Source organism: Dorea sp. Marseille-P4042, assembly GCF_900290215.1.
Taxonomy (GTDB): domain Bacteria; phylum Bacillota; class Clostridia; order Lachnospirales; family Lachnospiraceae; genus Dorea; species Dorea formicigenerans.
On sequence record NZ_OLMI01000003.1, the window covers coordinates 228167 to 250972 of the forward strand.

General features: G+C 40.5%; 24 protein-coding genes. 7 read left to right on the forward strand and 17 right to left on the reverse strand.

The window, feature by feature from the left end; all coding sequences use genetic code 11:
- Positions 1 to 18: 18 nt before the first annotated feature.
- The 14 genes from guaA to C7E02_RS14580 form a co-directional block, all read right to left on the reverse strand.
- Complete coding sequence (gene guaA / locus C7E02_RS14515; protein ID WP_005333345.1) at positions 19 to 1566, reverse strand: glutamine-hydrolyzing GMP synthase; 1548 nt, start codon at positions 1564 to 1566, stop codon at positions 19 to 21.
- Positions 1567 to 1781: 215 nt separating this feature from the next.
- Complete coding sequence (locus C7E02_RS14520; protein ID WP_022278508.1) at positions 1782 to 3143, reverse strand: MATE family efflux transporter; 1362 nt, start codon at positions 3141 to 3143, stop codon at positions 1782 to 1784.
- Between the two features lie 116 nt (positions 3144 to 3259).
- Positions 3260 to 3490, reverse strand: a complete 231-nt coding sequence (locus tag C7E02_RS14525; RefSeq protein WP_005333338.1) for an HPr family phosphocarrier protein — start codon at positions 3488 to 3490, stop codon at positions 3260 to 3262.
- A gap of 138 nt (positions 3491 to 3628) precedes the next feature.
- Positions 3629 to 3895, reverse strand: coding sequence for a sporulation transcriptional regulator SpoIIID (gene spoIIID / locus C7E02_RS14530; RefSeq protein ID WP_005333337.1), 267 nt, complete (start codon positions 3893 to 3895; stop codon positions 3629 to 3631).
- Positions 3896 to 3969: 74 nt separating this feature from the next.
- Positions 3970 to 4557, reverse strand: coding sequence for a manganese efflux pump MntP (locus C7E02_RS14535; RefSeq protein ID WP_005343011.1), 588 nt, complete (start codon positions 4555 to 4557; stop codon positions 3970 to 3972).
- Positions 4558 to 4892: 335 nt separating this feature from the next.
- On the reverse strand, positions 4893 to 5738 hold the full coding sequence (locus C7E02_RS14540; RefSeq protein WP_242978896.1) for a 4Fe-4S binding protein: 846 nt from the start codon (positions 5736 to 5738) through the stop codon (positions 4893 to 4895).
- A gap of 5 nt (positions 5739 to 5743) precedes the next feature.
- The gene (locus C7E02_RS14545) at positions 5744 to 5890 is read right to left on the reverse strand and encodes a CD1871A family CXXC motif-containing protein (RefSeq protein WP_105309955.1); all 147 of its coding nucleotides are present in this window, start codon (positions 5888 to 5890) and stop codon (positions 5744 to 5746) included.
- The gene (locus tag C7E02_RS14550) at positions 5877 to 6443 is read right to left on the reverse strand and encodes a TlpA family protein disulfide reductase (protein WP_105309956.1); all 567 of its coding nucleotides are present in this window, start codon (positions 6441 to 6443) and stop codon (positions 5877 to 5879) included. Before C7E02_RS14550 ends, C7E02_RS14545 begins: the two co-directional genes overlap by 14 nt.
- A 222-nt stretch (positions 6444 to 6665) precedes the next feature.
- The gene (locus tag C7E02_RS14555; RefSeq protein WP_105309957.1) at positions 6666 to 7772 is read right to left on the reverse strand and encodes a transglutaminase-like domain-containing protein; all 1107 of its coding nucleotides are present in this window, start codon (positions 7770 to 7772) and stop codon (positions 6666 to 6668) included.
- Positions 7773 to 7944: 172 nt separating this feature from the next.
- Positions 7945 to 8781, reverse strand: a complete 837-nt coding sequence (locus C7E02_RS14560; RefSeq protein WP_105309958.1) for a PhnE/PtxC family ABC transporter permease — start codon at positions 8779 to 8781, stop codon at positions 7945 to 7947.
- Positions 8778 to 9572 (reverse strand): PhnE/PtxC family ABC transporter permease, encoded by a 795-nt coding sequence (locus C7E02_RS14565; RefSeq protein WP_105309959.1) that lies wholly within the window; start codon positions 9570 to 9572, stop codon positions 8778 to 8780. The genes C7E02_RS14560 and C7E02_RS14565 overlap by 4 nt, the downstream gene beginning before the upstream one ends.
- Before the next feature lie 15 nt (positions 9573 to 9587).
- Entirely contained in the window at positions 9588 to 10319 is a 732-nt protein-coding gene (locus C7E02_RS14570; RefSeq protein ID WP_105309960.1) for a phosphonate ABC transporter ATP-binding protein, read from the reverse strand.
- An 18-nt stretch (positions 10320 to 10337) separates the two neighbouring features.
- Entirely contained in the window at positions 10338 to 11282 is a 945-nt protein-coding gene (locus tag C7E02_RS14575) for a putative selenate ABC transporter substrate-binding protein (protein WP_105309961.1), read from the reverse strand.
- 64 nt (positions 11283 to 11346) lie between these two features.
- Entirely contained in the window at positions 11347 to 12438 is a 1092-nt protein-coding gene (locus C7E02_RS14580; protein WP_242978897.1) for a helix-turn-helix domain-containing protein, read from the reverse strand.
- Between the two features lie 248 nt (positions 12439 to 12686).
- Here C7E02_RS14580 and C7E02_RS14585 point away from each other — a divergent pair, with 248 nt between their 5' ends.
- The 6 genes from C7E02_RS14585 to C7E02_RS14610 are packed head-to-tail and all read left to right on the forward strand — an operon-like array spanning position 12687 to position 18348.
- A complete protein-coding gene (locus tag C7E02_RS14585) occupies positions 12687 to 13613 on the forward strand; it encodes a 4Fe-4S binding protein (protein WP_105309962.1) in 927 nt (308 codons plus the stop codon).
- Between the two features lie 46 nt (positions 13614 to 13659).
- Entirely contained in the window at positions 13660 to 14397 is a 738-nt protein-coding gene (gene tatC, locus C7E02_RS14590) for a twin-arginine translocase subunit TatC (protein ID WP_105309963.1), read from the forward strand.
- Positions 14357 to 15037 (forward strand): TorD/DmsD family molecular chaperone, encoded by a 681-nt coding sequence (locus C7E02_RS14595; RefSeq protein ID WP_158683057.1) that lies wholly within the window; start codon positions 14357 to 14359, stop codon positions 15035 to 15037. The genes tatC and C7E02_RS14595 overlap by 41 nt, the downstream gene beginning before the upstream one ends.
- Position 15038: 1 nt before the next feature.
- The gene (locus C7E02_RS14600) at positions 15039 to 17609 is read left to right on the forward strand and encodes a molybdopterin-dependent oxidoreductase (RefSeq protein ID WP_242978902.1); all 2571 of its coding nucleotides are present in this window, start codon (positions 15039 to 15041) and stop codon (positions 17607 to 17609) included.
- Positions 17606 to 18124: a 4Fe-4S dicluster domain-containing protein gene (locus tag C7E02_RS14605; RefSeq protein ID WP_105309965.1), complete on the forward strand. Its 519-nt coding sequence runs from the start codon at positions 17606 to 17608 to the stop codon at positions 18122 to 18124. The genes C7E02_RS14600 and C7E02_RS14605 overlap by 4 nt, the downstream gene beginning before the upstream one ends.
- 44 nt (positions 18125 to 18168) lie before the next feature.
- Entirely contained in the window at positions 18169 to 18348 is a 180-nt protein-coding gene (locus C7E02_RS14610) for a twin-arginine translocase TatA/TatE family subunit (protein ID WP_105309966.1), read from the forward strand.
- Between the two features lie 165 nt (positions 18349 to 18513).
- Here the strand turns inward: C7E02_RS14610 and proB are convergent, their stop codons facing one another.
- On the reverse strand, positions 18514 to 19308 hold the full coding sequence (proB, locus tag C7E02_RS14615; protein ID WP_105309967.1) for a glutamate 5-kinase: 795 nt from the start codon (positions 19306 to 19308) through the stop codon (positions 18514 to 18516).
- Positions 19309 to 19653: 345 nt separating this feature from the next.
- On the opposite strand from proB, the gene C7E02_RS14620 reads away from it, so the two are divergent.
- Positions 19654 to 20523, forward strand: coding sequence for a LysR family transcriptional regulator (locus C7E02_RS14620; protein ID WP_105309968.1), 870 nt, complete (start codon positions 19654 to 19656; stop codon positions 20521 to 20523).
- Here C7E02_RS14620 and C7E02_RS14625 read toward each other — a convergent pair whose 3' ends face one another.
- Positions 20524 to 20889, reverse strand: coding sequence for a PqqD family protein (locus C7E02_RS14625; protein ID WP_005333290.1), 366 nt, complete (start codon positions 20887 to 20889; stop codon positions 20524 to 20526).
- Positions 20889 to 22790, reverse strand: coding sequence for an OPT family oligopeptide transporter (locus C7E02_RS14630; protein ID WP_105309969.1), 1902 nt, complete (start codon positions 22788 to 22790; stop codon positions 20889 to 20891). Before C7E02_RS14630 ends, C7E02_RS14625 begins: the two co-directional genes overlap by 1 nt.
- Between the last annotated feature and the right edge of the window lie 16 nt (positions 22791 to 22806).

Below are 22806 nucleotides of genomic sequence, written 5' to 3' on the forward strand. Positions count from 1 at the left end.
CACGATACGCACCAGATATCATTCGAATTCGATCGTTCCAGGTGGCTTACTCGTCAGATCATAGAATACTCTATTGACTCCTTTCACCTCGTTTATAATTCGGTTCATGACTTTATTCAATACTTCGTATGGAATTTCTGCCGCCTCGGCTGTCATGAAATCGATTGTCTTTACAGCTCTGAGGGCTACTGCATAATCATATGTTCTGAAATCTCCCATAACTCCTACGCTTCGCATATTTGTAAGTGCTGCAAAGTACTGGTTAATATCACGATCAAGTCCAGCTTTTGCAATCTCTTCTCTGTAGATTGCATCAGCGTCCTGAACAATTCTTACTTTCTCAGCTGTTACTTCTCCGATAATTCGGATTCCAAGTCCCGGTCCTGGGAATGGCTGACGAAATACCAGGTTTTCTGGAATTCCAAGTTCAAGCCCAGCTTTTCTTACCTCGTCCTTAAACAGGTCGCGGAGCGGCTCAATGATTTCTTTGAAATCAACGTAGTCCGGAAGCCCTCCTACGTTATGATGAGATTTAATAACTGCGGATTCTCCGCCAAGTCCACTCTCTACAACATCCGGATATATCGTTCCCTGTGCCAGGAAATCTACTGCACCGATTTTCTTTGCTTCTTCCTCAAAGATACGGATAAATTCTTCACCGATAATCTTACGTTTTGCTTCAGGCTCTGTAACTCCTGCCAGTTTATCATAATATCTCTGCTGTGCATTGACACGGATAAAGTTCAGATCAAACTGACCATTCGGTCCGAATACTCCTTCAACTTCATCTCCTTCATCTTTACGCAGAAGACCATGATCTACAAATACGCACGTCAACTGCTTTCCGATTGCTCTGGATAACAGACCTGCTGCAACAGAAGAATCGACTCCTCCGGATAATGCCAAAAGCACTTTTCCATCCCCGACTTTCTCACGGATTTCTTTAATCGTATTCTCTACGAATGCATCCATCTTCCAGTCTCCGGCGCATCCACAGACACCAAGAACGAAGTTTGAAAGCATCTTTGTTCCTTCTGCTGTATGAAGTACCTCCGGGTGGAACTGAATCGCATACAGATTCTTATCTGCATTCTCTGCTGTTGCTACCGGGCAGTCTGCTGTGTGTGCAGAAATTTCAAATCCCGGTGCTATCTGAGAAATATAATCCGTATGGCTCATCCAGCAAATAGTCTTCTCGGATACATCTTTGAACAACTTAGATTCTGTCTTATCAACCAGAACCTCTGTTTTACCATATTCGCTGACCTCTGCCTTCTCGACTTTTCCACCAAGCACGTGCATCATGAGCTGTGCACCATAGCAAAGTCCAAGTACCGGAATTCCCATCTCGAATAATTCTTTTGAACAGGTCGGTGCTCCTTCTTCATAGCAACTGTTCGGTCCGCCAGTTAAAATGATTCCCTTAGGATTCATTTCTTTTATCTTCTCAAGATCTGTCTTATAAGAATAGATTTCGCAGTACACATTGCATTCTCTGACACGTCTTGCAACTAACTGATTGTACTGTCCGCCAAAATCAATGACAATTACTAATTCTCTCTTCACAAGATTTTCCTCCTAAATTAAATACGCTAATAAAATACGCTAATTTTATTATAATGTACGTCTGTCACCTTGACAAGCAACTTTCTAGCATTCTCTATGTATTTCCACATTTTTCTGAAATTCTCTTTTAAATTCTCTAGAATTTTTTCACATTTTATAAATAATGACTCTGCTTCTACCGAATTTTTTCTTACCTGAATGGCATATAGCAATATCTAACTTACAAGTGCATGCTTTTTCCACTTTCCGCTAAAATAACGGATTCCAAATAATAGTGAACGGAATGCCCAATCGATAATCATAGCCACCCAGACTCCAAAAACTCCAAGCCCAAGATTTTTCCCGAGAATATAACTGGCTCCTACTCGAAAAATCCACATAGATACTGTAGAAATAATCATACATGCCTTTGCATCACCGCAAGCTCTGAATGTTGCCGGCAATGTAAATGATTCAGCCCAAATCAATATTGCACAAAAGCCATGAAACCAGATAATGTGTCTCGTAGCCTCAGATGCAGCTTCTGAAAGATTGTACACTTTTAAAATAAATGGCAATGTGATAAATACAATAAAAATTGTGATTGCCATTCCTATGTGCGTAAGCAGAATTAGTTTTTTATTGTAATATTTTGCTTGTTCATAATCTCCTGCCCCAACACACCTCGCAATTACAGTAGTTACTGCCAGACAGATTGCCTGTCCCGGCAAAATGGAAAATAACGTAATGACATTGCTAACTGCATTTGCTGCAATCGCATAAGTTCCGAATGTGGATACCAGGCTCAGCACCAGAACTTTCCCAAGCTGGAACATACTATTTTCCAGTCCATTAGGAATTCCCACGCTCAATATTTTCCTGATCATGCTCCAATCCGGATTGAAACGAAATGTTCGTTCCAGATGTAACGACCATTTATCCTTTAATAATAGTTTTATTATGATAAATGCTGCTACAAATCTGGACACTAGCGTTGGAATCGCAACACCTTCTGTTCCGCAATGAAACCCGTAAATTAAGATTGCATTTCCACTTACATTGATTGCATTCATAAGCAATGACACCCTCATGGACACTTCCGAATTTCCCATTGCCCGAAATACTGCTGCCCCACCATTGTACAATGCGATAAATGGAATAGATGCTGTCACGATCAGAAGATAAACATCTGCATGATGCATAACATCTGCCTCAATCTGTCCGAACACCCCATGCAAAATCCAATATTTGCACGCATATACAACTGCTGTAATGACAAGGGAAATAAATCCCATAGACCACATGAGCTGCGTCGTAGACTTACATGCCTGTTCTTTATTTTTCTGTCCAAGGTACTGTCCTGCAACAACAGCACCTCCTGTTGCCAGCGCTGCAAATATATTAATCAGAAGTACCATAATCTGGTCTACCAACGAAACTCCAGACACCGCTGCTTCACCAACATTTGCGACCATAATGGAATCTGCCATTCCAACCAGCACTGTTAAAAGCTGCTCAATAATTAATGGTACAATTAAAGATACCAGAGCCTGATTATCAAACAGATAATGACTCCGGTCAATATTACATTTTTTCATAATTCAAAAAACTCCTCACCGCACCTATTATACGACGAGAAGTTTTTCCCCACAAGATTAATTTTCTTTTGATCTTCTATAATTAGATCTTCATTCATAAATATCCTGATGACTGCTTATGCTGCAAAGTACTCTGAAATTTCATCAAACAGATCCTGGCAGTTTTCATCGTAAACTTTTAACTCAATTTCTTTGTTGAGTCCCAGATTCATCAGACCTAAAAGTGACTTTGCATCTACAACGGCGCGTCCGCTTTCCAGATCCATATCATAAGGGTACTTTTCAACTGTTCTAACAAAATTCAGAACGTCTTCAGGGCTCGAAAATATGATTGTTCTCTGACTCATAATGTCATACCTCCTTTGCTGTGCTACATGTTAGCACAATCGGAGACGGAAAAAAAGAGACAAATACGCCAAAATATTAGCTTTCAAAATCCCTTTGTATGCACAAATCTGATATTTTTAACAGTATCTTAACACCGCTTAATGCTGTCTTAGCATATGTTGATGAAGATACTTCTCTTTCGTAGCAAGTCCACCACGGATATGCCTTTCCGACTTATTCTGATCCAACACCTTCCTTGCCTCCCCCGCCAGTGCCGGATTGATCTGCAGCAGACGCTCCGTGACGTCCTTATGTATCGTGCTCTTGCTCATTCCGAATTTCTTCGCAGTCTGCCGGACAGTCGCTTTATTTTCAATAATATAATATGCGATTTCCACCGCCCGCTCTTCAATATAATCCTTCATAGAAAACCCCTGCATAGTTTGTTTTTTTACAATCTATGCAGGGATGTGGTGATGTATGTCTGCTTCACCCTTTCCTAGAAAAATACGCCTTTCACAAATATCTCGATTCCGATACCAGTCAGAATCACCCCACCTAAGACATCTGCTTTTCCGGCCAACTTTGTTCCTAATGTCTTTCCAAGATATAAGCCTGTCTCACATATCGCAAATGTCACAACTGCAATGATAATGGAACAGACCAGCGCCATAACAAATCCATAATCTGCAATAGTAAATCCTACAGATAATGCATCAATGGATGTTGCAATTCCCTGCAGCATCAATACTGCGAAACTTAATTTTTTTACTTCTTCAATTTCTTCTTCGCCTTTTACTGATTCCCATATCATGCTTCCGCCAATATAAAGCAATAGTATTAATGCGATCCAAGGGATACATTTCTGAAACTGACCAAATAGCTGCACAATTGTATGTACGCAAATCCAACCCCCCATAGGCATCAGAAACTGAAAAAATGCATACACTCCTGCAATATAGGCCATACGAGATTTCTTCATCTTTTTTTCATTCATTCCATTCGCAAGTGACACAGAAAATGCATCCATTGCCAACCCAACTCCCAAAAGAGCGCTGTTCATAAAAAACAAAAAATTCCAGTTCATCGTTCATTTCCTCCTATATAAAAACCAGGTACAGCTGTCTGCCATACCTGGTCAATACTTCCATATAAAGAGAGTCCACGTATAAGCTTTACAGCCATACGTGAGTCTCACAAATTAAAACAAGCCAGATCTAAAAGATCAGTATGTTGACTTGTTGCGTTCAGAATCCGTTTTCATCTGATATACGCCTGCTACTCCCTCACAAATCATAATCTTTTACAAGGAGATACGATAACATAATTGATAATTTTTGTCAATAAGCGTGTCGTTTATTGACAGAATTTATTTTCTGATGCTTTATTTTCTGAACTTATTTTCTGAAGACATTTATGAAGCTATCCCTTTTTTCCATATACGAACTTCAAAGCCAGTGATTCTTTCGGGCATGATGCCACACATTTTCCACATCGTATGCACTCTGCAGATTTGGAATTCTTCACTGGATCTACATCCATCGGACATATGTTATGACATTTTCCACAGGAGACACAAGTTTTTTTATTGCATTCCATATGGTAAATGCTGACTTTATTCAGTAGTCCGTAGATTGCTCCAAGTGGACACATGACTTTACAGAAGAACCGGCAGACAGACAGGCAGCCGATTAAAGTTATGATCAAAATACATGCTTTCACAGAAAACAGCGCTCCCAGTGTTGCGCGTAACTCCGGGTGCGTACTTAAAAGTGGGATTCCACCTTCCAGCGTTCCTGCCGGGCAAATGTATTCGCAAAACGCCGGGCTGCTCATTCCTAGCTCATTGACCATCGTAACCGGCATGATAACGACAAACACTGCCAGCAGCACATATTTTACATAAGTAAGCCATTTCCATAATTTTTTCTTTGGAAATGGGATCTTGTAGATTAGTTCCTGAATCAGACCAAACGGGCAGAAAAAACCACAAATTGCTCTTCCAAACACTACTCCAAGTGCCAATACAAAACCTATCACATAAAAACTAAGCTTGAAATTCATAGAACCACTGACTGCCTGCATAGCTCCAATCGGACAGGCAAGTCTTGCAGCCGGACAGGAATAACAGTTCATTCCGGGATTGCAGAACTTTTTCCAGCTTCCTTTGTAAATCTGACCTGATACGAAATTTCCAATATATGTATTGGAGTAGCCAAATGCCACTACTTGAACAATTTTTCGTTTTATTTCCTGATTAATCTTCATATCACTTATCCTAACCCAATACATTCCAGGCAGATATTCACCGCCTTATTAAATATGATAGCTGTTTCTCCCCGGCTAACACCATATATAATCATAACTGCTGCCACACAGAGACTTAACACCTGCACTGCAATCTTGTTATTTCTGCTCATTCAAATAATCCTCTACCTGCTGTTTGTATTCTTCTACCTTCGCACCTACAACAGCTTCTCCTACAACTTTTCCGTTTTTATCAATAAATATTGTTGTCGGAACGCCTGCCAGTTTATTAATGAACTGGTCAAATGCTCCCGGTGCAATAACATTTTTATAAGTTACACCTGTTTTTTCCACAATCTGCTGTGCCAGTGTATATTCGTCAGAATCTACAGTTTCTACATCTACGATTGCTCCAAGCATCTGTACGTTGTCAGGCATTTCCTCATTCCACTTTGCAAGTTCCGGCATCTCATTGATACAAGGATTGCAGAATGTTCCCCAGAAATTCACGACTGTTAAATCTGCCTGTGAAAAGATATCATTGGTGACTGTGTTGCCTTCCAGATCTGTCGTAGAAAATACATTTACAGCAGACGGAAATGAAGCATTATTTCCCATAGTTGTAACAATCGAATTCACTTGTCTCTTCTCCTTATTCTTGGAACCACATGCGACCATACTAACACAGAGCGCAGTAATCAGCAGTATGGAACATAATTTTTTCATTTTACAAATTCCCTTCTTTAATCAATATTCTATAAAAATATCTGTTATTTACAGTTCTTTTCCCAAATTCATTTTTATTGAAAAGAGGTTGTTACACCAACTCCCGCAACAACCTCTTGTATCATATCATAAAATATATGTCATATGAATCTTTTTATTTTGTTTATTCCAGAAGTCTTTCCTTGAACTATCCAAGAGTATCTCATCAAACCGTCCTCTATCTTACTGAGCGTCCTGTGCAAATGAGATTGTGTATACAAATGTATCTGGTGTATAGAAATCTACTGCTGTTCCATCTACTTCTGCATATGGATAACCGAAGTTATTCAGTTTATCTCCATCCTGTGCAGGCTCTAATGTAATGTCACGTCCCTCAGAAAGTTCAACACGTTTTTCATCGTTGCTTCCCCAGTAATATTCCTGAATCTCTTTAGCTTCTGCAGATTCTTTGTCCCAGCTGTTCTTCAGAACTGCTTTCAGTACATCTGCCGGATCTGCTGCTATCCAGCCAAATCCTGGAAGATAGAACTCTGCCCAGCAGTGCTGATTCTTTGTGATATCTGTATCATTGATACGAACACCGAACATTTCTCTTGCAGGAATTCCTGATGCACGGCAAAGACCTACAAATACGGAGTTAATGTCTGTACATTTTCCACCCTTTGTATCAAGAAGTGCACATACATCTCCCTGGCCACAACCTTTTACACTCTCATCACGGTTCATGTTAGCGATGATCCAATCATAAATTGCTCTTGCTTTGTCAAGATATGTATCTTTTCCTTTTGTAATTTCGTCAGCTGTCTCTTTTACGACTCCGTCTACCGGGATTGTGCTTGAAGCCTCAAGATACTCGTCTAAGTCAGATCCTGGCTCACCCTCTTCTTTGAGCTCTGGACGTAAGATTTCTTCTCTGTCTACGTGGAAAGAACATGTAGCTGTACGGTCAGCGGCTGCTGTGTCTTTATCCCACTCAATGTAAAGCATTTTGTTTCCAAGTGCATCTTCTGTAATTTTTCCTTCAGCACCGTTTACATCGTAAGTTACGTCTTTGATTGTCTGATAATCTGTATCCTGAGCAACCGGAAGCCAGACACGTACTTTCTTTCCATCCTCATACTGTGTCATGTCGACGTTATACGTTACGACACCACTGTTTGTTTTTCCCGTAGGAGACTTTGTAAATACGGATTTTGTCTCCTCCTTTGTTGACTCTGTCTTCTTATCATCTGTTGAAGACTTGTCGCTGCCTGAATTACTGCTACAACCAACTGCCATAGAAACAGTCATCGTCAGAGCAAGCAGCATAGAAAGAATTCTCTTTTTCATGCGGTTTTTTACCCCCTGTAATAATATGATATTTTTCTTACACATTTTGTGTAAATCCATATTATCAATATCTCGAAATAAAAAAAGTGATAATGTCACATTTCTTATATTTTTGTCCGCACTTATACCGCCTCAATAAAACAAAAATAATCTAAAATATTTCCCGGTCATTTTAACAATTCCACATCTTCTGTAACTTGCCCGAAACAATATCCGTCAAGTACACCACAATCAGATAACACATAATCACAAGGGTAACCCCTGTGTAATCCATAGCTGACATACGTAGTTTAAAATAAAGTCCCAGACCTCCGGCTCCGACTGCCCCTACGACAATCGTCGATCTCACGATTACTTCGAACCGGAACATCATATAATACAGAAACTTTTTAAAGCACATTGGAAATACTCCGTACATTAATATCTGGCTGTTGCTGGCACCACATCTTGCCAGGCCCTGTAATGGTTTTACATTCACATCTTCCACAACTTCTGCACAAAGTCTGCCAAGCACTCCAAAATTATGGACTGCCAATGCCAGTGCCCCCGGAAGCACTCCTGCCTGGATAAAGAAAATGAATAACATTCCCCAAACTAATTCCGGCACAGATCGTGTAATAATATATATAAAACGAATGATTACAAATATAATTTTCCCATACCAATTCTTTCTTCCTGTCAATCTTCCATCTGCATAGTTAGCTGCTGCCGGAACGACTGTGATCAGCGTACCTATCATAGCAAGTCCATTTGCGAGAAAACTCATTGCAATGGTATCTACAGTCAGCTTCAGCACTTCTATCCAGCGGCTTTTATCGGTGTACGCAATCTGCTTTGCTCCTTTTCCAAACATTTTCTGTATAAAATTGTCCAGAAACCCAAGATTCCTTTCATTAAATACTTCAAACAAATCATCATTTTTTATAATCAGATATGCCCATGATCCCAACACGATCACAACAAACAGAATCATCGACATCTGTACAAAGCCTATCCTTTTTCTTTTCATCGTGTTACAATCCTCTTTCTAAGTGCAATTCCCCATACATCGATTACAATTACCAGTAGAATCAAAACAATGACATTAAGCCACACAAGATTAAATTTCATATCCTTCAGTGCAATCTGAATCTGATATCCAATTCCGCCAAGTCCGACAAAGCTCATAATCGTCGAGGATCTCAGACAGCACTCGTAGTTCGTCATTGTAAAACTGACCATTTCCGGAAACGCTTGTGGAAGAACTCCATATAAAATAGTTTGTGTCCGATTTGCTCCACTTCTTCTAAGTGCCTTCAACGGCTCCTTCGGTGTACTGTTAAAGTTATTACAATAATTAATTGCCAAAAGCCCTCCATAGGGGATAGCAAGTGCAAATACTCCGGCAAGCGGTGTCAATCCAATCGCTGCTACAAATACCCATGCCCAAATCAGTTCATGCACGCCTCTTAACAGTCCGATCAGCACACGGAAAATAATCCTCACAACATTACCGATTCTTCCTAAAAATAAAATTTTCGAAGACAACAGTCCAAATATAAGTCCAATGATAATCGAAAGCCCCATAGATGCCGATGCATAAACAAATGTCTGAATCAGCGCTTCCAGACATGTACTTAGGGATTCTTTCGTAATCTCCATCTCATAGACGGACAATAATAATTTTTTGATCAGCACCAGTCCGCCGGAATGTATCAGTTCGTCATGCGGCGGAAGAATGCTCAGGCTCCAAACAAAGGAGCCGATTAAAACAACGGCCAGCAGAATGTGCTGGCCCTTTCTTTTCTTATAATCACTCATGAACTATATCCCCCACTATCTATACAGTTCTTCCAGTTGTTCTTTTGATATTTCTTCTGTTTTACAATTTAAGAACAGCTTTCCATCTTTCAGTCCAACAACACGGTCAAAATAACGCACTGCATATTCTACAGAGTGGAGGCTGCATAGCAATGTAATTCCATGCTCTTTTGTAAGCCCTGTCAACATCTGAAGTACTGTTTCCGAAAGTGACGGATCCAAAGATGCAATCGGCTCATCAGCCAGCAGGATCTCCGGGTTCTGCACAAGAACTCTGGCAAGTGCAACCCTCTGCTGTTCTCCGCCAGAGAGGTTCGCTGTCTTTTCATACATTTTATCCTCTAGATTCACTTGTTCCAAAACTTCCGTTGCAAGTACTTTTTCAAGCGGGTGTACTAAGGAAATCAAACTTTTCAGGAATCCCCAGTCAGCCAGCCGTCCAGCCAGCACATTGTTGATGACACTCAATTCATTGACTAAATCAAATTTTTGAGTCATCATACCAAGTTTTTTCGCCATAGTCTTCCGATTATAAGTACTTTCCTCTTTTCCATCAATCAGCACCGTCCCTGAATCCAAGGAAACTGTTCCGGTAATCACATTAAATAAGGTTGTTTTTCCAGTTCCACTGGAACCGATCATGGCAATTGTCTCGCCCTTTTCGATATTCAGCGAAAAATCGTCTAGCACCTTCTTTTCTCCATATTGTTTGTATACATGTTCAATCTGAATGATTTCTTTTCCCATGTTAAGTTTATTTTCTCCTTAGTTCGTTACTTCCAGAAGATTTAATTTCTTTGCAACAGATTCCAGGTTATCATATGCGCTTGGCTCTGCCGCATTGATCCATTTGTCTGTCTGATAGAAATCAAGAGCTGTCTTTGCATTTTCATCAGAAGAATAATCCTCATTCATCTTCATAAATGCCTCTGCGATCTTGTCTTTTGTTCCTGCGCCATAAATATCATCCAGATACTCATCTACATTTGCTGTCCAGACATAATCATAGTACTCTGGTGTTGTATAAAATACTTCTACTTTACTTGTATCTACAGTTCCTTCTTTGATTGCTTTGTTCCACACTGTGATATTCAGAGCGCCTGTCTCAAAGCTTCCGGACTGAACCAATTGAATCGTTGTATCATGTGACCCCGAATAATTCGGACCACCCTTAATATCTCTGTTGACATTCAGGCCTTCTTGCTCCATAAAATATCTTGGCATCAGATGTCCGGAAGTAGAACTTTCTGAGCCAAATGTAAATGTTTTGCCTTTCAGATCTGAAATAGAATTTACATTTCCTGCAAGCTCTGTGTTCTTGATGAACACAGACTGAAATGACTGGTCAACCGGTCTCTGAATCAGTGGTGTGCAGTCTGAAACAATATTTCTTGTCTGTACATAAGTCAGTCCTCCGAACCATGCAAGCTGAATATCGCCTCTTTGAAATCCTTCTACAAGAGATGCATAATCCACTGTTGGTACAAATTCTACATCAAAGCCAAGATAATCACTTAAATATGCGGCTACTGCATCATTGCCTTTCTGAAGCTCAGCAGTATCCTGATCCGGAATTGCTCCAATTCTGAATTTTGGCAGATCTGCTTTATCGTCTTTTTCGGATTCCGCACTTTTGCTCCCACAGCCAGCCAGTGCGAGTGCCACTGTCATAGTCACACATAATAACATTGCTACTAGTTTCTTCTTCATTGTATTTTTTCCTTTCTTCTGATTTACGTTGAATAATGTATTAATTATAGCTTTTCTTTATCTGTTATAGCAATGCATATAATCCATCTTTATCAAGAATCTCTACTTTTCCGTGACCACTCTTGATCAGACCATCGCCTGCCATATGTTTCATTGTCTTTGTAACAACTTCTCTTGCACTTCCAATATCTCTTGCAATCTCATCATGAGTTGCCGTTATTTTTGTAGTATTATCTCTCGACATCACATCCCACAAATATCTTGCAATTCTCTGGTCAATCTTCTTAAAGAGAATCTGCTGGATTGTCCACATTACGTTAGAGAATCTCTCGGCTGTCTTCTTATACAAATAAGTCTCCATCAATGCATTTTCTTTCATGATCGGCTGAAGATCTGCTGCCGGAATTGTTACAACTTCTGAATCTTCCGGTGCTTCAATCAAAATATCAAAATCCAGTTCTTCCATAAGACACGCTGCCGATAATACACAGACGTCTCCCGGGAACAGCCGGTACAATGTCACTTCGCGCCCTTCTTCTGATACCATGTAAATGCGAAGGCTTCCTTTTTTCACGAGCATAACACCCTTGCATCCCTGTGTCGTATCATAGACCTGCCTTCCTTTGTCAAAGAGCTCAATACGCCAGCCTCTGTCGATACGTTCCTGCTGTTCCTTTGTCAACTCATTCCAGAATGGGAATACCGGTGCAAAGTCAACGGTAAGATTCTCTTTTTTCCACTGATTGATCCGTCCGCTGATAATATCGTCGCGCAGGCTTAATATATTATTTTCGATTATCTTAATTGTCTTTTTAAAGTTTTCATCTGTTCCGCCACACGGATCCAGAAGTCCCCAATCCAATTCGATCTGGCATGGCATAGACACACACTCTACGTTACACCCCATATATATAATAATGTCTACGTCTGGAATGTCAGAAATCAGCTTTGTATGATAACCTTCTTCCACCAAATCAATTCCATGTGTCTCTTTCAACATTCGGACTGCACAGTCATGCATTTCTTTTCCAAGCTCTACTCCTGCTGAATAAACATCCATAACATCCGATGCCAGTCTCTTAGCTAACGCTTCAGCAATCTGACTCCGGCAAGTATTGTTCTTACATAAAAATGCAACTTTCCATTTGCCTTCCATTTGTCTTCCTCCCATTTTGTAATTTCATCTTCAATATTCTTTTTCAAAATCTATTGTACAACTCATACCCGAACAGTACCAATTGAATTTTTATATGTGTTTATTTATATTATCTATAAATAAATTGTTTAATTCATGTGATTTTTCTATATGATATTTCACTTAATATGTGACTTTGTCACTTTCTTCATTTTTCCGTTCTTTTATTATAAGGGTATAAATGTTATAGGAATTAGGGGAATTCAATTATGCTGCTGAACATTTTGCAAACCGTTCTTCAGGATATTCGTGACTATACCGTTGACGAAACACGCTGTACAAAACTGATCTCGCCAAAGGATTCTTGCGACAAATGTGTCCGTGCCTGTCCTTTGTCCTGTATCCGCATCACAAAACATATCAACATTGACGATCACTGTGTTGGCTGCGGTATCTGCAGTCAGGCCTGTCCAACACAGGCAATCAAAATGAAGTTGCAGACATTGGACTATATCATTCACGAAACAGATACAAATGATCACTTTGTGCTTGGCTGCCAAAAGCAGAACAAGAAAAGTTCTGCATATTTTAATCAGTTTTGTATTGGCAGTCTTCCTGATGAAACTATTTTATATTTGCTGTTAAAAAAACCTGCTATATTAGAACAGTTCGACCATTCAAAATGCAAACATTGTGAACTAGTTTCCGGCTTCGATAATTTCAACAAAAGAAAAGAATTGCTTCAAACTCAGCTTGCAAGAAGCGATTTTTACAAAAGCCAAAAGAAATCTGACCTTCCGGACACTTTGGACAGTGAATACGATGATGACAAAAGAGCTTTTCTCATGTCTTTCATAAATGTTCGCAAAACTTTAGAAACCATCAACTCAGAAATGAATGATTCACAGATACATTTCTATCAGACATACCGAAGTTTATTAAAAAAACAGCCGAAGCTGTACGGCATTTTAGATTTAAAGTTTCCACATATATCCGAAAAATGTTCCGGCTGCGAAGCCTGTATCCGGCTCTGTCCTTCAAAAGCATTGACGCTCGAAGGAAATTCTATTTCTTTAAATCCTTCCCGATGCAGCAATTGCGGTCTTTGCAGTGAAGTCTGCTATGACAAAGCGGTGACTTTAAAAGATCTGGCTTTAAAAGATTTTGAATCCACTTCCGTGAATATTTTCTCATAACTATGAATGATATTTCAGAAAACCAATAACACAAAAGGGAGAAGTTATGTTACCACAATTCACTTTAGTTGAACACTTAACGGAAATCCGTAAGCGTCTCATAAAAACCCTGATTGCTTTCATTGCCATTTTTATATATGTTTACACAAAGACAGATCAACTCATCGATTTTATTCTGGATATGGCAACCAAAATTGACTTTATATACACGAAACCCGAAGAGCTTCTAATGTCCTATCTAAAACTGGATTTTCTTGCAGCTCTTCTTCTGACAGTTCCGATTTTTATGTTCCAGTGCTGGCGTTTTGTCCGCCCTGCATTAAAGAAAAATGAACGCTTAAAATGCCTGATTTTTTTCCTTATGGCAACAATTTTATTTTTTGCCGGCGCATCATTTTCTCTTTTTGTCACAACCCCACTGTGCCTGAGGTTTTTGTCAGAATTTACTAACTACAAAATAGACCCGATGCTGTCCATCGAAAATTATCTGAGTTTTATTATAAATATGACTACTGTATTCGGTATTGTATTTGATGTCCCGGCTGTTATCTATTTCCTGGCAAGTATAAACCTGATTCGTTATTCGACTATAAAAAAGTACGGAAAATACATCATTCTTATTATGCTCGTGCTTGCAGCTGTGCTCACGCCACCAGATGTCATTTCTCAGATTATGCTGTTTGTACCTTTATTATTGCTCTATGAGCTTTCATTATTTATTTGTTATGTATTGGAGAGAAAAAATGAAAAACGAATTAAGAGAACTTTGGGAACAAAAGATTGAATTTTATAACCTTATGAGCATGGTCTTCATGAAAGAGCCTGGCGAAGATTTCTGTAATGTACTTTGGCAAATGTTAAAAGAGGATTATTTTCCACTGGCAGAAAATCGTCCGGACATTCATACATTCCATGAACAACTCCGTAAACACTTATCTGAAACAACTTCCGCGGATTTTGCAAAGACAATGAAACAGGAATATTATGACCTGTTCTTTGATCCGTACGGAATCAAAGCTTCTCCGTGGCAGTCCAGCTATACCAACCGAGATAATTTACTGTATCAGGCTCCTGACTATGAGACAAAAGCTTTCTACCACCGCTATGGCTACGAGGTTTCCAATAATCATTTGCCTGGTGATCACATTTCCATAGAGCTTGACTTTTTAAAAAGACTCTCAGAAAAGGAACTGAATTTCATTGATACAGATAAATTAAATGAGAACACTGCTGTTTTTTCTGACAACTTGGAATTCGTCAAAAAATATCTGCTTGACTGGATTGATGATTTTATGAAAAATCTATCCTTAAGCGGAAGTATCTATTATCTTCTATTTGCTTCCATGGCAAAAGCAGCTGGTGAACTCGATAGAAAAGTATTACAAAACTTGTTAAAAAAGGAAAAGAAAGAGGAAGAGAACTAAAATGAGTATTCAAGATTTCATTGAAAAAAAGAAATTTAGCCGCCGAAGCTTCCTGAAAGGACTTGCTGCACTCGGCAGTGCTTCCCTTCTAGGTGGTTGTGGCAACAAACTTTCTGATGTTGTCGGCGAATATTCCACTGACAAAGAAGAAACTGTAAAAGCAGTCTGGAAAAATGCACCTTGCTGGCACAACTGTGGTGGAACATGCTGCCTGAAAGCACAGGTAAAAGGAGATACGATCGTTCGTCTGAAAACAGATGCTTCCCACGAGGATTCTTATGATTATCCTCAACAGCGAGCCTGTGTAAGAGGCCTTTCACAAAAAATGCAGATCATCGGAAAGGAACGTCTCAAATATCCTATGAAACGTACCCACTTTGATCCGACTGGCGCAACCGGTAAAGAAATGCGTGGTATTGATACCTGGGAACGTATTTCCTGGGAGGAAGCTCTTGATATTGTAGCTGAACAGTTAAAAAAAGCAAAAGAAAATTATGGAAATGAATCCATTTATCTGATTGACGGTGGTGAAATGAAGCGTACACTGGCTCTCTATGGGGGATATGTTGAAAAGAGCGGAAGCCGCTCAAAAGGCTGCTGGAATAAAGCTATGATGCCAATTCTTGGCACAAGCAAAAAAAGTCACTGTCTAAACGACCGCATGGATCTTCTGAATGCTAAGCTGATTATTCTGTGGGGCTGTAATCCGGCTCAGGCTTCCATGGGAATGCCACTTCTGAACTTAAGAAGAGCAAAAGAATACGGTGCAAGAATCATTTCTGTGGATCCTATGTACTCCAGGTCTGCTGCTGTTCTCGCCGATGACTATTATCCAATCCGTCCGGCAACAGACACAACTCTGATCCTGGCTTTATCTTACATTATCATTCAGAGAGATAAAGAAGCCGGTGGCACTATCATTGACTGGGATTTCTTAAATAACTGTACCATTGGATTTGATGCTGATCATATGCCGGAAGGTGCAAACAAAGAAGAGAACTATATGGACTATGTTCTCGGAACTTACGATCACGAGCCAAAGACTCCGGAGTGGGCTTCCAAAATCTGTGGTCTGTCTGTTGATCGTATTTACAAACTGGCTGAAGAACTGATCAACAACAAACCAACGACCTGTCTGTTCAGCTGGAACTCTGCCCGTGTTGAGAAAGCACAGCATGTCTGTCTTGCGCAGATGGCACTTGGTGCTATGACAGGAAATATGGGAATCCAGGGTGGTGCCTTCTCCTGTAGCTCCCAGGAATCTTCTACGAATGGTGGTCCAAACCTTGTTAAAAAAGGTGAAGATGGCATTGAAGAAATCAAGAATCCGATTTCCAAACCAAAGCTATGTACAAACCACCACTGGGAAGATATTTTATCTGGTACATGGAGAGATGGCAAAGATGGTCTGAAACCACTTGATATCCACGTTATGTATCACAGTCACAGCGCAACACTGAATCAGACTAACAATGTAAATAAAGGTATTCAGGCTCACAGAAAAGTAGATTTCGTAGTAACAAACCATTATACATTTACTCCGGAAGCTCAGTTCTCAGATGTGGTTCTACCTGTCACAACTCCATGGGAAAAGGACGGCGAAGTTCTTCAGGGAAATCGCGAGACACTGATCTGGACAGAAAAAGTTATTGAACCATACTTTGAAGCAAAAGATGACGCATGGATTGCTGAAGAAATCGCAAAGAGACTGGGTGTCGACCCTAAACTGGCAAATCCGATTTCCAATGAACAACGCTGCTTCAACATTATTGCCAGTTCTACCGTTGTCAAAGATAATGGAAAAGATTATGAAAATCTTGTTAGTATCACAGTCGATGATTTAGACAAGCTCGGCGTAAAAGGTGCAATCCAACAGGGACGCATCCCAATTATGGAACTGAAAAAGAAAGGAATCTATCAGGTTGAGCGTAAACTTGGCGACAACTTTGGATATGTCCATAACCGCAAGCTTAGGAAAGATCCTGTCAACAATCCGATTGAGACGGAAAGTGGAAAAATCGAACTTTACTGTCAGGCTCTTAAAAAGGCCGTTGACAAAGCCGGTTGGAATGAAGGTTATGCATATGCAAAATATGTCCCACCTACAGAAGGTTATGAAGCTACCTTCTCTGATTTTGAAAATGGAATAAAAGGAGATTATCCTTACCAGGTTCTCTGCATCCATGATCTTCGTGGTACGCACACTGTATTTAACCAGGTAACATGGCTTCGCGAAGCATTCTCTTATGAATTGGAAGTCAACTCTATTGACGCAAGGGAAAAAGGATTCAAAGAAGGGGACGTTATCGAAATCTTCAACTCCCGCGGAAGTATCCTGCGTAAGTTACACATTTCTGAGCGTGTTATGCCAGGGGTTATCGTAATTCATGAAGGTGTATGGATCAATATTAAGAATGAAAAATGTATTGCAGGATCTCCTAATGTGCTGACTGGTGATTTTCCATCTGGACCAGATGTAGAGTCCTGGGGTGCCTGCATTGCTAATATGCGGAAAGCAGATATTGAATTACAAGACGACTGGAAAGTTGATTTAGGAGTGGAACTGTCATGAGTAAAGGTTTTTTTATAGATGAAACAAAATGTACCGGCTGCAAAGCCTGCGTTGTAACTTGCAAAGACAAATGTGGTATCGATGCTGGGATGAATTTACGAACTGTAACAACCGAAGAGAGAGGGTCTTTTCCTTTTGTACGAGTCTGCTTTCATTCCAGATCCTGCCATAATTGTAAGAACCCGGCATGTGTTGAGAATTGTCCGACAGGCGCAATGAACCGCGACAATGATTTGAAAATTGTAAGAGTTGATACAGAACGCTGCATCGGTTGCGGAACATGTGCAAAGGTATGTCCTTTTGGCGCACCGACCATTGATGAAAGCGCTAAAAAATGTAAAAAATGTGATTTTTGCTACGACCTGATCAAAAATGGCAAAAATCCGGCATGTGTGGATGTCTGCAATGCCAGAGCCCTTGATTTCGGTGAACTGGACGATTTGAAAGCAAAATACGCTGGTGCAAAGTCTGTCGGTGGTGAGACAAAAGCAAGTACACTGATCATTAAGAAATAGTCAGTCAAATTATTACTTATAAAATTATTTAAGGAGGAATTATTATGTTTTCAAGAATTGGAACAAGTGAATTAATCTTAATCTTAGTTATCGCTCTGGTAATCTTTGGACCTTCCAAATTACCGGAAATTGGAAGAGCAATTGGAACTTCTATCAAAGAATTTAAAAAGAGCATCGGTTCTATCTCTGAAGATTCCGAGAATAATAACAAAAAAGAAGATTAATCTGTTAAGAAATCTTTTCATCTCCGCAAAGATTTCTTGCAAAGCGTACTATAAAAACGCTCATATCTCATATTGAGATCTGAGCGTTTTTACTATATCATCTGTTCAAGAACGCCTCGGCATTCTTGCTGCGAGGTGCGCGTCATGCAATTACATGACATACTTTTACTGCGCTTTAAATTTCGTACCTACCGGAACTCCTTCGATAATATCATAGAGTGCTGCCGGGTTCTTTCCATTCGTAATAATGGTGTCGATTCCCTGCGAAGTTGCAAGTGCTGCTGCCTGGAGTTTTGTACGCATTCCTCCTGTTCCGCGTCTGGATCCTGCTCCTCCGGCAAGCTTGTACACTTCGTCATCAATCTTGTCAATCTCTTCAATCAGCTTTGCATCTGGATGAAGTCTTGGATCACAATTGTAAAATCCATCGATATCTGAAAAAATCACTAATTTGCTTGCGCGGCACAGAACCGCTACTACAGAAGACAGCATATCGTTGTCTCCAAAAAGTCGGTCATTAGATTCAATCTCCGTATAGCTTACAGAGTCATTTTCATTTACAATTGGAATGACTCCCATCTCTAAAAGTGCGTCAAATGTATTAATCAGATTGTCTTTTTTCTCTTCCTGTTCAATATCTTCAGCATTCAGAAGAATCTGACCGATCGTCTTATCATAATCTCCGAAGAACTTATCATACAAGAACATGATACTGCACTGTCCAACTGCTGCGGCTGCCTGTTTGTGGCGCATACTTGTCGGCTGAGTCTTCATTTTTAATTTATTTCTTCCAACTGCAATTGCACCGGAAGATACAAGGATCACTTCATATCCCATATTCTGGATATCTGACAGCACACATGCCAGTCTGTCAAAACAACGAAGGTCACTCTTTCCAAGCTCATTTGTAAGTGTTGATGTACCAACTTTAACAACAATTCTGTTCTGATAAGGTTTCATAATAAAAATCCTCGCTCTCTCTTGCATTTCATCTGCGTTTAGTTTACCATAGAGCTACAGATTACAAAAGCGTATCTTTCTCATATGTATCATGAGTTTTTCTCATGTATTGATATTTATATAAGATCAATCAAAACACTGTATAATGCGCGTCCATGAAACAGGTTCTCGAAGGCACGCTCACGCTACAGCAAATCTATACTTCGCGACGCATCATTATGATAAAAATACACAGGTATTTGTAACTAAAAAACTATCACTATGTGTGAATTTTATAATTCACACATGATATAGCTCTTCTGTTACAAATACCGTCCTGACTTTTTCAAATTGAAAGGAGCCCATATGGACGTCAACATACAAAAATACCAGGCCTTTCTTAAGGCTGTTGAATATGGCAGTTTCACAAAAGCTGCCGAAGCACTCTCCTACTCCCAGTCCGGGATCAGCCGGATGATCGGAGATCTGGAACAGGAATGGAATATTATTCTTCTGGAACGCGGCAGGGGTGGTGTCCGTCTGACTTCTGATGGACTGAGACTTCTTCCTTACGCACAGAATGTCTGTGCCGAATATAAAAAGCTGCAGATGCAGGTGGATGAGCTCCATGGCCTGCAGTCTGGTCTGATTCGAATTGGTACATTTTCCAGTGTTGCCACACATTGGCTGCCGAATATAATCCAACAGTTTCAGAAAGATTTTCCGAATATTGATTTTGAACTTCTACTCGGTGATTACGCCGAAATTGAAAATTGGATTGTTTCCGGCCGGGTGGACTGTGGGTTTTTACGTCTCCCGACAATAAATCCTGAACTGGAAACTATTTTTTTAGAAGCTGACCCGCTGATGGCTGTTATACCTGAACATCATCCACTGGCAGACTGTAAAAAATTCCCGGTTCAAGAACTGGTATCTGCTCCATTTCTCCTTCTTTCCAGAGGAGCTAATTCTGATGCCACTGACATCTTTAGTAATTGTGGGTTGAATCCGAAGGTACACATTATGACATGGGATGATTACGCAATTATGTCCATGGTCGAAAAAGGGCTTGGCATCAGTGTGCTTCCACAACTGATCCTACAACGAATCCCTTATCACATTCTCACAAAAGAATTAGATGTTCCGGCTTACCGCCGTATAGGGCTGGCTCTTAGAAGCAAGAAAACCGCTTCCCTTGCGGTAAAGCGGTTTCTCGAATATCTGCAGTACAGATAATTATTTTTCCATATTTTTAAAGCTGATAAAATGATAACTCTCTAAAATCTGAAAATATTTCACAATTCTTGGATACAGCGGCTCTGCTGCTTCTCCAAAATGTTCTTTCTGAAGGGCGGCCAGTTCCATCACTGTCCGCTCTCCGTCGATCAACGGCCACAGATAACTTCCCTGCACATCCAGATGAACTTTCGTCGTCTGTGGTCTGCGGAAATATGTCTGTGCGATCCGATTGAAAAAGCCTTCATTCTTCACTTCTAATACAACCCGTTCCCGACGGTCTATATGCCAGCCGAGTTTTTCCGGTCTCACCGGAATCAGGTCAAGATAATTAATCTGCTGCTTATTTTTCTTATTCTTTTTCATTATTTCTCTTTACTCTTTTTCCAAAGAGAGAATTTCAGAAGGCATAAGATCATGATAACCATCAGTACAACTCCACCGATGTTACCAAAGTTTACACTTTCTCCGATACTTATGTTAATTCCAAATACTGCGAAGATTGCAAGCAGGATTCCTACAAGTCCTTCTCCTGCGATCATACCTGCACAATACAGTGTTCCGTCTGTTGTCTGCTTTGTCTTTGTCTCCTCGTCAACATTTTTACGACGATCCATGAACATACGAACAACACCACCGATCATGATGGATGCATTCAGGTAAATTGGAAGATACAGACCGATAGCAAATGGCATAACCGGTATTCTTAAAATTTCAAGTGCAATTGCTAAGAATACTCCGACAAATACCAGGTTCCATGGAAGGTTTCCACCCATGATTCCCTCTACGATCATCTTCATCAGTGTTGCCTGTGGTGCAGGTACTTCTGCTCCACCGTATCCCCAAGCTGCATTCAGAAGATACAGAACTCCACCAATTGCAAGGCCGGATACAACAACTCCGATAATTTCACCCATCTGCTGTTTCTTAGGTGTTGCACCAAGCAGGTATCCTGTCTTCAGATCCTGTGATGTATCACCGGCGATAGCTGCTACGATACAGATAACTGATCCGATTGCAATAGCTGCTGTCATACCGTCGATTCCTGTCTTACCGCTTGCTTTGATTGACATTGTAGCAATCAGAAGTGTAGCGATAGCCATACCGGAAACCGGGTTGTTCGAACTTCCTACAAGACCTACCATACGGGAGGATACAGTTGCAAAGAAGAAACCAAATACTACGATAATTGCTGCTCCAAGTAATGTTACCGGAATTGCAGGCACTACCCAGATGATAAGAATCATAGCTACGATTCCGAACAGGATCATCTGCATTGGAAGATCCTGAGCTGTACGAGCTGTATTGGTATTCTTTCCACCTTTCATGCTCTTAATAGAGTCACGGAATGTTGTAATGATCAGTGGCAGAGATTTGATCAGGGAGATAATTCCTCCTGTAGCGATTGCTCCTGCACCGATATATTTTACATATGTACTCCAGATTTTTGCTGCTCCGCCAGCTGCATAAAGATCAGCAATTGTTGTTCCTACATCTGCCGGATAAAGCCATGTATCTGGTCCGAACAGACAAATCAGAGGAATGATTACCATCCAGCCGATTATAGATCCTACAAACATGTAGGAAGCGATCTGTGGTCCTACGATATAACCAACACCGAGAAGTGCCGGATATACTTCCATACCAATCTCACCTTTGAATGACTTAAATGCAAATGCTACGTCAGACGGAAGTACTTTCAGTCCGTCTACAACGAATTTAAATGCTGCCGCAAGTCCCATACCGGAGAATACTGTTGAAGCATTGGCTCCTCCTTCTTCTCCTGCCAGAAGTACGTCTGCACAAGCAGTTCCCTCTGGATAAAGCAGTGTCTCATGCTCTTTTACGATCAGCGCATTACGAAGTGGTACCATGAAGAGTACTCCAAGGACTCCACCACAAAGTGCGATCAGTGTAATCTCTACAAGACTTGGCATATCGCACAGGCCCTCTTCTGCCCAAAGGAACAGAGCCGGCATTGTAAAGATGGCTCCTGCTGCCAGAGACTCTCCGGCGGAACCGATTGTCTGAACCATGTTGCTTTCCAGAATGGAATTACGCTTCATGATCACGCGGATCACTCCCATAGAGATAACTGCTGCCGGAATAGACGCAGATACAGTCATACCTACACGAAGTCCTAAATATGCGTTTGCTGCACCAAAAATTACAGCCAGAAGCATTCCCATTACAATGGAAGTTACCGTAAGCTCCGGCATAACCCTATCGGCCGGGATATACGGTTTAAACTCATTCTTTTCGTTCATTTCCCTCTCACCTTTC